The sequence below is a fragment of the Actinomycetaceae bacterium MB13-C1-2 genome (assembly GCA_035621235.1).
Taxonomy (GTDB): domain Bacteria; phylum Actinomycetota; class Actinomycetes; order Actinomycetales; family Actinomycetaceae; genus Scrofimicrobium.
Genome location: CP141731.1, coordinates 1,094,771 through 1,108,065, shown reverse-complemented (window position 1 = coordinate 1,108,065; position 13,295 = coordinate 1,094,771). Strand labels below are relative to the sequence as shown.

The window sequence follows — 13,295 nt, the reverse complement described above, 5'->3', positions numbered from 1 at the left end:
GGTCGCCAGCCGACACGTCACCGTTTTGTAAATGTCGCAGTGAGCTTTCCCAGATTCCATCCCAGGTTACGTCCCGGCTGTCCTTGAGACTCCGCTAGCAGTCAACTACTGTGCGGCATCAACGGCTTTTGGTTCGTCCGGTATGGGCCTTTTTCGTTCTCGGCCGCCCCAAAGTACATAGACGACTGAGCCGATAATGGTAGCGCTAACCCACACAATCCACCAAGGGAACCCTGGTAGATCTTGAGTCGGCATTTCATCGGACGGCTCGATGGGGTTTGGGATCCTCTCACCCGTAACGACTAGTCGATGCGTGTTGATGGTCACTGGCGTGCAGGTCACTAGAGAGATCAAGTCTCGATCTGGATCTGCCCGGAGAAGCTCGGTCTCCTCAGGCAAAATCACGTTCGTTTCAGTGACCTTGTAAGTAATCTTCTCTCCATAAGTCTCGACTTGGAACAGGTCTCCTGGCTTTACCTTGTGCAGATTTGTAAACATGACAGCATCCGCCAACCCTGAATGCGCGGTGAGGACGGGGTGCATACCTTTTCCCCCCACTGGGAGCGCAGTGCCATATAGGTGACCAACTCCCAACTTCAGTGTCTTGTCAGAGGTTCCGTGGTAAATAGGCAAATCGACTTCAATGGCTGGAATCCTCAAGCGAGCCATCACTCCGGTTGGCACACCTTCAAGTAGTGACATGTACCTGTCAAACTGCTCCGTATCGGGTGCCTCAGCAGCATTCGAATAGGGGTCGTAAGCGGTGCCTGCCTGCAAATCCTCATTGTATTCACGGGCTTCGTTGAGACTCTGACTTCGCTGTTGAACAGCTAACGTGTCAACAACCTCCTTATAGGAGTCGACAAGCTTGGTCTGATTGAACTGGTCAATCCAGCTTGCGGCACTTGGGTAAGACATGATTAGGACGCCCAGTGTAACGATAGTGGCGGTCACGAATCGGGACAGTCTCCCTGATGCGGGCTTGTGTTTACGGTGACGCGGTTCCCGGCTTTTGGATTCTTTCATTTCTTCCACTTATGAAGAATGAACGAAATACCACCTACCACCACGACCGCGGCACCGAACCAGTAGAAAGCGAGGGCGGGTGCGCCACTGTAGTCGATATCTGCGAAACTACTGGTTTTTAGTAACGCCTCGGCAAGTAGACGAGTCGTCGAGTACATTGCTCTCCTTTCTTGAAATCAAACTCGAGAAATAAAGATGCGGTGGGTTGGGAGCCCGAAGGATCAACCCAACCCACCGCTTCGACGTCGCGTCGATTTTGCCTAGGCAAACCAACTACGTCAAGTTTGCACCCGCTTTGACGCGGATGACAATTTTATTCAGTTCTGCTTCGCCTTGCTACGCATCCGAACAGCAACACCAGCGGCTAGCAGGCCGCCACCAACCAACAAGAAGGTTGCCGTGCCTGCGGCACCCGTCAGAGGCAAGCTGGGCAGGGTGTTGTCTTCCCCTCCTGGCGTATTCGGAGTGTTCTCAAACGTTGCGGGGGTGGCAGTCTTATCGCGCTCAGAATCGAACAAGATCGCAGTAGGCTTACCCTTGTTGAGGATGTAGCCCGTGGGCGCTTCTGACTCACAAATAAGGAACTCGGTTGCCTTCTTGTCGTCGTTGCTATCGCCAACACGTAGGAGGGGGAACTTCACCAAGCCGTTTGAGTCGGACGTCGCCGAGCCCAGCTTCTTCACGTTCGGATCCGCGATAAGAGCCGAGCAATCGGTATTAGCGTTCGCGGTGGTGTTCTCGAATACAACGAATGTTGCACCCTGCAAGACCTCTTGGTTTTCAGAGTTTACCTTCGTGAGGACGGCATCGCCGTACGCTACCCAAGCCTTTGGCTTCTCAGGACCCGGCTTGCCCGGATCAGGATTCCCGGGTTCCGGGACAACCTCGAACTCGCCACCGGACTGGTTTGTGAAGCTACCTTCGATTTCGTTTTCAATCGTGGCGCCTTCTTCAAGGTTGTCATTCACGACAGTGACGATGGTGAAGGTAAGCTTCTCGCCACCTGTAATCGTCGCTAACAGGGAATCTTCTAGACTCAAGGTCACAGTGCGATCCCCGTCAACGGAATAGTCGACGCCCTCTACGAGTTCCGCCCCGTCCAACTTCACGTCCCTGACTTCCACGTAGTCAAGGTTCTCGTCGAGCTGATCCTTCAGCACGTAGCTCTTCAGGATTTCGCCATTGAGCATTGGCATAACCGCGGTGATATCCCAAGTGACTTCATCGCCCTTTTCGAATCCACCAAGATCGCCAGCTTCTTTCTTAAGCGGATCGACCTGGTTCTTGGGGTATGCGTGGACGTCGTACATCCAGTGGAAGTCACCCGCACCTGCCGTCTGGCCCCAGGTAGGGACAACCATCAGCCAAGGGGCAACCATGGTACCAAGGGTGACCTTTTTTCCATGAACGTTAGCGTCTGCGGTTCCAATTTCTTCAACCAGGTAAAGACCGGGCTCAAGGCCAGTAAACGCCGCCGTGCCATCATCTATGGTCTGGAGGGTCTTTGGCGTGAAAGCGGGATCGAGTGCCTGAGCTTTCGGGTCGAGCTTATCCAGGTTCTCCCAGTTCGTCGCCACGGAGAGATCAAGGTCCACCTTGGACAGCTTGAAGTCCACACCGGCAATGGGGTCATTGCTGATGGTGATTTCGTGTCCCTTGCCAACCTCGGCCGGATCGCCAAGTTGGTCGTGCTTGTGAACCGTGATCGACGCGTCCTGACGGTCCCAGTCGATGTTTCCGACAACCGGGTCTGCGGCATAGGCAGCCGGGGCAATCCCCATCAGCCCTACTGCAGCAGCGGCAATGGCACCAATTCCAACGGCAGTCCGCTTGCTCACCGCCCTATTCTTCATAATTCCCACTATGTTACCTTTCATTTGGGAGAATCTTCAGTACTGAACTTTTCGTTACGCTTGGTCAATTTCAAGAGCCGTAGAGGTCTCGTTCGCTATTAGTTACCTTCGCGCCCTCCCTCTCGTCTCGACCGCTGCACCCAGACCGTCACGGCAAGAAGCGTGCCAATCAGTAGGCCCCCCATCGCCGAAATCCATGACTGTGTACTAACACCGGTCAAAGGCAAAGTCGCAATCTTCTGAGTCTCGTTTACAAAGGGATCCGTGCCATTTTGGTCAGGGCCAACCTTTGTTACTTGATCCGCAACCACTGTGAACTGAACGCCCTTCGCGCACTCATCACATATTTGGAAGCCAGCCGGAGCCTTCGTTTCCGTCAGTGTGTAGTCACCGGGTTCAAGATTTTCGACGAGAAAATCTCCAGGATTCGGATCTTGATCGAAAAGTCCATTGCACTCCGCCTTGTTGTCGGCCACACAGTCTTGCACCGTGATCACGTTTCCACCGGCCGCTTTCGGAGTGATGGTCCACTCAGATGCCTCTAGCGGATTACCGGCCGGATCAACCTTGGACCAACTAATCGCACCAGCTTTAGGTTCGACATAGGTGTTTGTGATCGTACAGCTGGCACTAATGCCCTCATCAGGAAGCTGAGCTGAAGCAGGAACATCGATCTGCCAACGCAAGTTGGAGCCATCGCGAACAGGGTCGAGGTCGAGTCCGACAATCCCGGTTTCACACTCCGCCACAGCATCGTAGTTGTCCAGGTTGGTCGCGGAGCCGTTCTTCGTACCATCAATAAGGTAGTAGCTTTCCCCTGGCAACATCCGCACAGCGCTAGACGTAGCTTGATCGTTTCCGCTCGTGCTGGCGGAGACTAATTCGTTATCACTGCTGTCAAACACCGACACGGTGAAGTCGTCTGCCGCGACGGCGCGTCCATCAACAACTTTCGTTAGCTCTAGCTCGTCGCACAGTACAGGAGTAGTTGCAGTCGCCACGTTATTGGCAGGGTTCGAGTCCTGGAGCGTCGGTAAATCCACGGTGACCGTATTGCTCAATTCTTCACCGGTGACACAAGTATCACTCTGATTCTTGGGCTTCACTTTTCCGTGAATCGTAATCGTTGCTTGCTGACCAAACGTCAGCGAGGTATTCGATGTATACGTGAGCGTGTGCGTGCCCGAGTCGTATTTTGCCGTACCCGTTACGCCGTCTTCATCAATGCCGACATACTCAACCTCAGCCGGTAGTTGGTCCTCAAGCACGAATTTCGGTACTTGGGCACCGTTTTCATGTGTGACAACTACGTCCCAGGAAATGTCGTCGCCCGCGCGCACATACTCCTGATCGGCCTTCTTCGTAGCACTCAAATCCGCCGTTTTGGGCAGAGGAGGAAGGCGGACTTCCAGCTTCAGTCCCGGATACTTACCCGTATCAATTGTAGTGCTCGTACCGATTATTGATCCCTGGCCATACACAGAAAACCAAAGACTTGAGGTTTCATTCTCTTTAAAGTCTGTCTCCTGAAGTGTGTAGGACCCGACACATGTCTTTGTCTCCGTGCCGTTTAGCTGGGGGCGGGCTGGCTGACAAGTGAGGTCGTTGGTCGGGCCGTGCATTCCTACCGGGTTGCTTGCGAGCTTGACCGCCACGTTGTACAACACGCCGGGACCCTTACCATTGGCTGTGGTGTTTTCGAGTTCGTACTCGAAATGGATAACATCCCCGGGCTCCTTGTCCGCATATATCTGAGTACAGCCTCCAGAGGTATTAGCACACCAGCTATTCGGATTATTTCCGCTAGGTCCGTCAGGCAGATGACGCCGCTTCAACGCCAAGCCGTGGTCAATCGGATCTGGATCTGGACCTCCGGGCTTGGGTGGTGTGACAGGTATCCATTCACCGAATGGAGTGTCTAGGTGCGGGATTTGAATACCCGTACCTGCCCCGGTCGGCCCGTGAATGACTCCGAAGTTCCTGTTCGTGCCGACCCCACCAAAGTAATGGATGCCTGCCGTTACAAATACATTTCCTGCTAGGCCGGGGTCATCCTTATGCGCCGCCCAAATGTAGATCGGATCCCCAAATGGGGTAGGTTTGAAGTCCTGCTTAGGATCACCCGGTGGCGTGCAATCCTTCCAATCAACCTGAACACTCATAGCGGCGCCTGCCCCCTGAGGTACATCCGCCGTGCTGAGCGCCAGACATTTGCCGTTCTTGGCGCCCGCACGTGGATCATCCAGGATTATCTTTCCCCGCTCACCAGGCTCCGGCACCGTTACCCACCAGGCGTGTGCTTTCGCGATTTCACTGGCCTTCTGCTTAACGTAATTCACTGAAGGCCACTGCCAAATCACGTAGGTTCCGTCGCTGGGAGGGAGCCCCCATTCTGGCGGCGTGTGGTAGGTCTCTCCTTCCCAGTAGGTAGCGGACAAAGAGCCGTACTTATCTTCTCCAACAAGAATGAGTTGAATCCGGTACCGATTGCCGGTATCACCGGCTGCGAAGGTAGATGCGTCAGAAGCATCCTGGGGCGCCACGCTATTTTCTGGTTCAACCGGTTCGACTATGTCTTCATCAACAAGATCAGTGGTCTCGGGTGCGCTACCGGCTTCGAGCTGATCTTCAGACTGAGAAATATTCGCTTCTTCACTACCCGATATCTGCCCGGCTGTTGTAGCAACGGCCGCTGCCGGTGCCCCCACAATCAGACCAGCGGTCATGGCACCTAAAGCTGCATATGTAGCAACTCTGCGAACCACAGTCTGCATCGGATCACTCCCCATTTCTCCGGATCAACCCACCTGTTTCCATAGGCCGGAATCGGCGACATAGGACATGAGACCTACGCGGTGGCGTTAATAACTCCTGAACTATGATGGCGGCCCACGACTCCTTGGGACCAAGTTCCCGTATTTTTAACCCAGTAAATTCACATCTTGTTCACAGCTTGAGTTGCCTCAGTCACGATCAGTCAGGCTGGAACGTGACCTAAGAATGAGAAACACAAGGGCGACGCACCCCTGCGAAAGGCGTTGACTACCGATTTCTTAACCAAGAAGGCCAAAGTTAACGAAGGTGGGGGTTTCCGGCGACTACGTGACCGAAGACCTAGCAACACCGCTCATGCGAAGAGAGTAGACGCGTTCTGATGTAGTCGGGTGAAAATGCCCGACGAAACGGCCTCATCCGTTTGCTCCATCGAGTCGACCGGAGGACCCATGGGCGCGAACGCATCTGCCTGACACAATGAGTCGCAGGTTCACGGCCTTGTGGAGGTGTACTGATAGAACCGGCTCGGACGCCGAGAACCTCAGAATTATGTAGAAGGCCAAGGATAGATAGTCTAGGGATTATTCGACCCGATCATTCACGGCCCCCACCGACTCAGAATCTGCGCCGCCCTTGACTCGGTCGACCAAGCGGAGTTCACGTGCCTTCGCGACGTTACGGACGTCAGCGAATCCGTTCTAAGCAAGCAAGTCAAGATTTTGGAAGACGCAGGCTACGTCACCACAACAAAAGGCACCCGCGATCAGCGCATGCGCGCATGGGCATCGCTGACCAAAGAAGGAAAACGAGCCTATCGCCGGCACGTGTTCTGCTCGCCGCGCTCTACCGCGGTTACGATCTTCTCTGCCAGCACCATATGATCTGGATAGCCCCGCAATCGCAGCTCGCCTCCGAGGATGAGTGGCACCACCGCGCCCCACACGTGCCACATCCCCCATTCCCAACGAGCAAGCGCAACCTGTCTAGGCCTCACGAGGAGACCAAACGAGGTGAGACCTCATTGTGACCAAAGGGTCTTCTGCTGGTTGTTTAGTGACCCTTTTCGGATACAAATCGACGTTAGGCCAAACGCCAAACGGTTGGCCGCTCTGAGCGGCACGCGTCAAAAGGCTGGCGAGCCTGAGCCGGCGTGGGGACGGCCGCGTAACTCGTCTCCGCGCCTCGTTTTGCTAGCCGCACCACTAGGGGCCGAGTGCCGTGATCGGGAGAACGTCCACCCCATCGGCGCGTCTGTACGAGAAACGGCCGCCGGTGAGAACGATCAACGCTGCCGGCTCCCCGTGACGGGCTTTGTCTATCTTCGCGGCAAAACGGAGAAGTGAAGTTGCGGCGCTGTCCACTGCCGCTTCACCAAGCTTGATTTCAATGCCAGCCCATCGCCCGTCAGGCAGCTCAAGAACAACATCAACTTCAGCACCCGTTTGGGAATCGCGCCATGACGACAACGTCGCACCCAGACCTTGGCAGTAGATTCGCAGGTCACGTATCACAAGGGACTCGAACTGCAGGCCGGCAGCTTCAAGGTCCTGAAGGAGTCCGTCCACACCGACACCTACGGCGGAGACGCCCAGAGATGGGTCGACAAAGTGATGCACTGGCGTTGTCCGCAGCCGCGTTCGCGAACGCATGTGAGGGTGCCACGCCGGAAGCGGTTCGATAAGCATCAATCGGTCCAACGCGTCAAGGTAGTTCGTCAAGGTCTGTGGAGCTATGGGCCCCTGGACGCCCCCGATGTCGGCAGCGAGCGCAGACTGGTTGAGGGCAGTCGACTCACCTCGGGCCAGAGAAGCCAGAAGGCGTTGTATGTTCCCGGGATTTCGCCTGGTTCCCAGACCGGGAACGTCAACCGCTGCGATGGTCCGACGGTAGTCGCCCAGCCAGGTGCGCGCCTCACGCTCCCCCGCATCAAGTAGATCTGGCCAGCCGCCGACAACGATCCGTTCGAGCAAGTCCGGCACCGTCAGCGCCTCAGCTTTCCCGTCAGGCGTCTCACCTTCCAACAGGCCACCGAGGCTGACTTGGCCACTAGAGTGGCCCGTTTCAAGCAGACTCATCGGACGCATCCGCAACCGACCAATACGTCCAGCGCCAGAATGGACGCGCGCGTCGTCGCGTGGACGAGAGGATCCCGTGAGCAGGTATAGGCCCTTACCTGGGTGGTCATCAACGGCTCGGCGCACCAGGTTCCATAACTCGGGCGTTTCCTGCCACTCATCGAACACGATCGGGGTAGGCATGCTGAAGAGTTGGTCAGGCTGAATATCGAGCGCTGCGCGCACCGCGCGATCAATGTCCATCCTCAGGACCGTTTGCCCAACTTGAGCCGCCGTGGAGGTCTTGCCGACTGCTTTAGGCCCGTCGATCAGCACCGCACCGATCGCCTGCATACACGCATGAAGTTCCGACTCGACCACGCGAGGTTAATAATTCGTCATGCCGAAAGTTTATAGATTGTCAGCTTTGAAGTTGAAGAATTGTCAGTCGTCAAATCGAAGATGCGTCAAAGTCATGATTCCCTACTGCTCCCTGCTCGGGTTCAAGAACGGTGCGGAAGGCGGGATTGCCGTCCACGAAGAACAAGCGGCCGTGGTGCGACGCATCTACGCGGGCTACCTCTCTGAGCACTCCCTAGCAAGAATCGCCCGCGAACTCACCGCTGAGAGCATCCCCACGCCCGAAGTAAAGCAACGTGGACCACCACGATCCGCTCCATCCTCACCAAGACCGACAGACTGATAGAGATGGCGATGGAGCTGAGCGTCCAGAGCGCCCAAGCCTACAGACAGGCACCCGACCACATACGCAGAATGTTCAACCGGCTCTTCTTCAAGGAGCTGCGGGTCGTCATGGACAAGGACGACAACCACCAGCTTGAAGCGATTCTCGCTCCCCCATTCGACGATCTCTACAGCCCCAACTGGAGGCGCCTCCCAGCCAGAGTGGTTCTCACCGAAATCAAAGTCCCCATCAATTCTGACGGGGACTCATTGCTTGCACGTTCTTCTTCTCATGTCGATGTTTCTAGTAAGAGCACCCAAGAGGGTGAAACGTCCTTACTAGAAACACCGCCGACAGACGTTTCCCGAGGGCTACCAAGGGAAACTCCCTATTTGTCTGGCGTTGTTTCGAGTAAGAGCAGAGTGGTGCCCCCGGTCGGACTCGAACCGACACTGTGCTGATTTTAAGTCAGCTGCCTCTGCCATTGGGCTACGGGGGCGATGCGCCAATCAATGCTACCAATGCTCGGACTTATTCTTGCCAACCGGAAGCCAGTTTGCCTCTGGTTCTTCGGTCACTAGCTTCTCCGAAGCTGGCCACACTTCGCGAAATCTACTCACAAACTTGCGCAGAAGGACAGGGACACTAGCCGACTAGAGACAACGCCAGTCCGTCGAGGATGTCATGCTCTGAGATGACGACCGGGAATCCCGACGCTCCCGGAGTCTGCTCGTCGAGGACGCCGAATCGATTGAGGATTCGTTCCCATATCAGCGCTCCACCACCGATGACATCGGCACGACCCGGCGGCATGAAGCCGAGGGCCGCCTTGTCCTCAACACTCGCAGACACCAGGAACTTCACCGCATCTGCCCACTGCTCCGCGGTCGGTGTAATCCCGTGAGTCATTACGGGATCGTACTCTTGGGCCCCTGCAACAAGGGCACCGATCGATGTCACGGTGCCAGCGACCCCGACCAGGCTCCGCGCGCGCGAAAAGTTAACGACTTTCTCGGCCTCATCGAGCTTCTGATCGATCCAGGCTCGAGCCTGGGTCAACTTCTCTTCGGTCCATGGTTCACCCCCGAAACGCTCAGAAACTCGGACCGACCCCATGTCTATCGAGACTGACTGAAGCACACGGTCGTCTCCCAGCACAAACTCGGTTGATCCGCCACCGATATCGGTCAACAGGTAGGGGCCTTCGATGGTCGTTGGCATCGCCGACAGAGCGCCGAGGAACGATAGCTCTGCTTCCTCGTTTCCCGTCAGCACCTGTGGATCAAACCCGGTGATTTCCTTGATTGGCACCAGAAACTCGTCCCGGTTCGCGGCATCACGACTGGCGGACGTTGTGACGAAGCGACCAGCCTCGACTCCCGCCTCCTCTATCTGCCGCGTATATGCACGCGCGGCATTCAAAGTTCGTTCAATTGCTTGCGGATCGAGAACCCCCGTCCGATCTACTCCCTGGCCCAGACGGGTGATGGTCATTTCGCGAGCCACATCGAGGATTCCGTCCCCCGTGGCGTCAGCGATTAACAGGCGAATGGAATTCGTGCCACAGTCGATTGCTGCGACCCTCTTTTTCTGACTCAATTGCCCTCCCCGTTCGCCTTGCAACAGCACCTATCGGCACACCAGATGCCACGCTGCCTAAGTTCTTCGAGTGCCAGGTCGCCAATCGGGTTGATTCCTGGCCCACCAGACAGTGAGTGCCCTACCAGCGCATGAAGACACTTGACGCGCGCTGGCATCCCTCCAGCAGAAATGCCGGTGATTTCCTCGACTTCTCCGAGTTCGCCTCGACGAAGTAGGTAGTCCTGATGCGCCGCAGCATACCTCCGGGCAAGTTCCGGATCATCCGTCAACATCTGGTTGTAGGCCACCATCAGGTGCTCTGCCTCCAGGGTCGAACAACCTGCCGTTAGCGTCGGACTTGTCAGGTAAAAGGTGGTCGGGAACGGAGTGCCGTCCGGCAGGCGCGGGGCGGTCCTAACAACCAGTGGTCGTCCGCATGTGCAGCGTGCAGCTACATCAACCACGCCGCGTGGTTCACGGCCTAAATCCTCGACAACTTGCTGGCGATCGGAGTCGCTCCAACCGCCCAGGAGTTCGTTATTCACGCGCCCGCGTCCTCGTCCTCAGTTTCCTTCTTAGGGTCAAATGTTGGCACCAAAGACCCAAGCTCACTAGAAGAGCCGGGCTGGTCCGCCTCGATCATCGACTGAAGGATTGTACTGGTCCACGGACGAACAGGGCTTTCAGTAGTCAGCGATATCTCATCCTCACCAGATTGAGCAGTTTCTGGCAGACCGACTACGTTGTATTGCACCTCGCCGGGCCAAACATAGCCAAGCCGTGTCTTGGCCTCATTCGCAACAAAATTGTCGTTGTCCCATGCGGCGATACTGTCCTGGAGTTCCTGATGATGCAGATTGGCTGCTTCTAGCTCAGCCTTGACTGCACGGTATTCCTGTTCTTGCTGATACCACTGCATTCCGATGGGGACGAGGTTAAGTCCGACCATGCCAAGAACCACGGCAATCGAGATCATACGGACCGAAGCCGACAGGCCACCAAAGCTAAGTCTCTTCTTCGCCTTTCGCTCGGGCTGCGCCGTTACCGGGGACGCCGCAACCCTGGCTGGCCGAGTCGTCGAGATCGGACTTCGAACCGTTGACGGCTTACGCGACCCAGTTGATGACGGCCGGGGTGGCTTCGCTGCCTTCGCCACCGTGAGATGATCCGGGGCCCTCTTTGGAGCTCGGTTCGACGTCGACTTTGCGACCGGTTCCGCAGGTACGCCGATCCCGGTGTGCCGCCGAGGGCGCTGCGGGGCATCGGGTCTTTGGGGCGTACTCATACTCCAAGCTTGCTCCATAGAAACGGAATTTCCGAACCTGCCACGCCCGCGTTCTCCCGTGATGAACGTGGCGGAGTAGCAGATAGGCCGCCTCGCCCAAAGAGCGAAGCGGCCTACCCGACCAAACTAGGTTTAGTTAGAACGATGCGCGGGGAAACGAGCTACGACCCGCGTAGACAGCGTCCTCGCCCAGTGCTTCTTCAATGCGCAGAAGCTGGTTGTACTTCTCAACGCGCTCGGAACGGGCCGGAGCACCAGTCTTGATCTGACCCGAGTTGGTTGCAACCGCCAGGTCAGCAATAGTGGTGTCGCCAGTCTCGCCACTGCGGTGCGAGGTCATGGTGCGGTAGCCAGCGCGGTGCGCCGCCTCGATCGCATCCAGGGTCTCGGTGAGGGTACCGATCTGGTTTACCTTGACCAACAGAGCGTTAGCAATGCCGTCCTTAATGCCACGCTCAAGGCGCTCAGGGTTGGTCACGAACAAGTCGTCACCAACAAGCTGGACACGGTCACCAATGGCGTCGGTCAGCTTCTTCCAGGCATCCCACTCATCTTCTGACAACGGATCTTCGATCGAGACCAGCGGGTAGTCGGTGATCAGCTTCTCGTAGTACTGGATCATGTAGTCGGTCGAGCGCGGCTCGCCCTCGAACATGTATGCGCCGTCCTTGAAGAACTCGGTGGAAGCAACGTCCAAAGCAAGAGCGACATCCTTGCCGGGTTCGTAGCCAGCGCGCTTGATCGCCTCAACGATCAGGTCCAGAGCAGCCTGGTTCGACTCAAGGCTGGGAGCAAAACCGCCCTCATCGCCAAGGCCAGTTGAAAGGCCACGCTCTTTGATTACGCCCTTCAGGGTGTGGTAAACCTCTGCGCCCATGCGCAGCGCTTCGCGGAATGAGTCAGCTCCGATCGGAGCGATCATGAATTCCTGGATATCCACGTTGGTGTCGGCGTGCGAGCCGCCGTTAAGGATATTCATCATTGGAACGGGAAGAACATGAGCGTTCGGGCCACCAATGTACTCGTATAGGGGAAGCTCTGCGGAAGCGGCAGCAGCCTTCGCAACAGCAAGGGAGACACCAAGAATTGCGTTGGCTCCAATGTTGCCCTTGTTCGTGGTGCCATCAAGCTCAAGCATTACCCGGTCCACTGCCCTCTGGTCCGCAGCATCCAGGCCGATAACCTCAGGAGCGAGAACTTCCTCAACCGCGTTTACTGCGTCCTGGACGCCCTTACCCTGGTAGCGATCCTTATCGCCATCGCGACGCTCAACCGCTTCGAACGCTCCGGTTGACGCGCCCGAGGGGACGTCCGCGCGCTCTACAACTCCGTCTTCAAGCGCTACCTCGACCTCAACGGTCGGGTTGCCCCTCGAATCCAGAATCTCGCGTGCGACGATTTCTTCGATCATTGCCACGTTGTTACTCCTTGATTGGTTGTGGTGTTTATAAGTTCTACGTTGCTACAGGGAGTTCGCCAAGAAAGCGTCGCCCAAAGGTGCCAGAGGCATTACCTGGCCACCAGGTTGGATTTCATACCCGTACCTTGGGTTCAGCTTGACCGGAACGGCCACGGCGAGTTCTGCAAAGCCCTGACCAACTCCCATTTGATCTGCCTGCATTGCCAAAGCGGACGAGCGAAGGATCCATTTGCCCCCGTCCGATAGGTCTGCCGTCGTCATATCGAATCCCTCGGCCGCAAGCATTTCATCGACCGTTGAATCAAGCGTCTCATCACTAACATCGAGGCCCAGTTCTTCAGCCGCATCGGCATACGCCATGCCCTGGCTCAGTACTACAACCATGTTTGCACGCGCAACATTCTGACCGGTTAGATCCTGCCAGTCATTAATCGCGTCCGTTACCAGGGCTTCACTGATCTGGTTATCGCCAACTATTGCGGCGGCACCGGGATTGCCCGAGGTCTTGCCACATCCACCAACGCCAAGACTTAGAACAACTGCTGCAGAAACGGCCGCTACTCGTGAAGCAAATGAGAAACGCTTGGTACGGGACACACGGACTCCTTGGGTTCGT

Annotated in this window: 12 protein-coding genes and 1 tRNA gene; 2 read left to right on the top strand and 11 right to left on the bottom strand. The window is 56.4% G+C overall.

Going from position 1 to position 13,295, the window contains the following annotated elements; all coding sequences use genetic code 11:
• Positions 1 to 105: 105 nt before the first annotated feature.
• The 4 genes from U6G28_04915 to U6G28_04900 all read right to left on the bottom strand — a co-directional run bounded on the left by U6G28_04915 (position 106) and on the right by U6G28_04900 (position 5,653).
• Positions 106 to 1,026: a class C sortase gene (locus tag U6G28_04915; protein WRS31027.1), complete on the bottom strand. Its 921-nt coding sequence runs from the start codon at positions 1,024 to 1,026 to the stop codon at positions 106 to 108.
• Positions 1,023 to 1,184, bottom strand: coding sequence for a hypothetical protein (locus tag U6G28_04910; protein ID WRS31026.1), 162 nt, complete (start codon positions 1,182 to 1,184; stop codon positions 1,023 to 1,025). Before U6G28_04910 ends, U6G28_04915 begins: the two co-directional genes overlap by 4 nt.
• Before the next feature lie 159 nt (positions 1,185 to 1,343).
• On the bottom strand, positions 1,344 to 2,864 hold the full coding sequence (locus U6G28_04905; GenBank protein ID WRS31025.1) for a SpaH/EbpB family LPXTG-anchored major pilin: 1,521 nt from the start codon (positions 2,862 to 2,864) through the stop codon (positions 1,344 to 1,346).
• 113 nt (positions 2,865 to 2,977) lie between these two features.
• Positions 2,978 to 5,653 carry a SpaA isopeptide-forming pilin-related protein gene (locus U6G28_04900; GenBank protein WRS31024.1) on the bottom strand — a complete coding sequence of 892 codons (2,676 nt, stop codon included), beginning with the start codon at positions 5,651 to 5,653 and terminating at the stop codon, positions 2,978 to 2,980.
• A 594-nt stretch (positions 5,654 to 6,247) separates the two neighbouring features.
• On the opposite strand from U6G28_04900, the gene U6G28_04895 reads away from it, so the two are divergent.
• Positions 6,248 to 6,535, top strand: coding sequence for a transcriptional regulator (locus U6G28_04895; GenBank protein WRS31196.1), 288 nt, complete (start codon positions 6,248 to 6,250; stop codon positions 6,533 to 6,535).
• Between the two features lie 321 nt (positions 6,536 to 6,856).
• Here U6G28_04895 and U6G28_04890 read toward each other — a convergent pair whose 3' ends face one another.
• Positions 6,857 to 8,089, bottom strand: a complete 1,233-nt coding sequence (locus U6G28_04890) for a DUF4143 domain-containing protein (protein ID WRS31023.1) — start codon at positions 8,087 to 8,089, stop codon at positions 6,857 to 6,859.
• 94 nt (positions 8,090 to 8,183) lie between these two features.
• On the opposite strand from U6G28_04890, the gene U6G28_04885 reads away from it, so the two are divergent.
• Positions 8,184 to 8,411: a recombinase family protein gene (locus U6G28_04885; GenBank protein WRS31022.1), complete on the top strand. Its 228-nt coding sequence runs from the start codon at positions 8,184 to 8,186 to the stop codon at positions 8,409 to 8,411.
• A 405-nt stretch (positions 8,412 to 8,816) separates the two neighbouring features.
• Here the strand turns inward: U6G28_04885 and U6G28_04880 are convergent.
• The 6 genes from U6G28_04880 to U6G28_04855 all read right to left on the bottom strand — a co-directional run bounded on the left by U6G28_04880 (position 8,817) and on the right by U6G28_04855 (position 13,276).
• Positions 8,817 to 8,892: transfer RNA gene (locus U6G28_04880), tRNA-Leu, on the bottom strand.
• Positions 8,893 to 9,038: 146 nt separating this feature from the next.
• Positions 9,039 to 9,992 carry a Ppx/GppA phosphatase family protein gene (locus U6G28_04875; GenBank protein WRS31021.1) on the bottom strand — a complete coding sequence of 318 codons (954 nt, stop codon included), beginning with the start codon at positions 9,990 to 9,992 and terminating at the stop codon, positions 9,039 to 9,041.
• On the bottom strand, positions 9,989 to 10,519 hold the full coding sequence (locus U6G28_04870) for a DUF501 domain-containing protein (GenBank protein ID WRS31020.1): 531 nt from the start codon (positions 10,517 to 10,519) through the stop codon (positions 9,989 to 9,991). Before U6G28_04870 ends, U6G28_04875 begins: the two co-directional genes overlap by 4 nt.
• Positions 10,516 to 11,130, bottom strand: a complete 615-nt coding sequence (locus tag U6G28_04865) for a septum formation initiator family protein (GenBank protein WRS31019.1) — start codon at positions 11,128 to 11,130, stop codon at positions 10,516 to 10,518. The genes U6G28_04870 and U6G28_04865 overlap by 4 nt, the downstream gene beginning before the upstream one ends.
• 265 nt (positions 11,131 to 11,395) lie before the next feature.
• On the bottom strand, positions 11,396 to 12,676 hold the full coding sequence (gene eno, locus U6G28_04860) for a phosphopyruvate hydratase (GenBank protein ID WRS31018.1): 1,281 nt from the start codon (positions 12,674 to 12,676) through the stop codon (positions 11,396 to 11,398).
• Positions 12,677 to 12,721: 45 nt separating this feature from the next.
• Positions 12,722 to 13,276, bottom strand: coding sequence for a hypothetical protein (locus tag U6G28_04855; GenBank protein WRS31017.1), 555 nt, complete (start codon positions 13,274 to 13,276; stop codon positions 12,722 to 12,724).
• Positions 13,277 to 13,295: the final 19 nt, after the last annotated feature.

Excerpts from the sequence above, each read along its gene's own strand:
- U6G28_04910 (WRS31026.1), bottom strand. The coding sequence starts at position 1,184 with ATGTACTCGACGACTCGTCTACTTGCCGAGGCGTTACTAAAAACCAGT.
- U6G28_04915 (WRS31027.1), bottom strand. The coding sequence starts at position 1,026 with ATGAAAGAATCCAAAAGCCGGGAACCGCGTCACCGTAAACACAAGCCC.
- U6G28_04900 (WRS31024.1), bottom strand. The coding sequence starts at position 5,653 with ATGCAGACTGTGGTTCGCAGAGTTGCTACATATGCAGCTTTAGGTGCC.
- U6G28_04885 (WRS31022.1), top strand. The coding sequence starts at position 8,184 with ATGATTCCCTACTGCTCCCTGCTCGGGTTCAAGAACGGTGCGGAAGGC.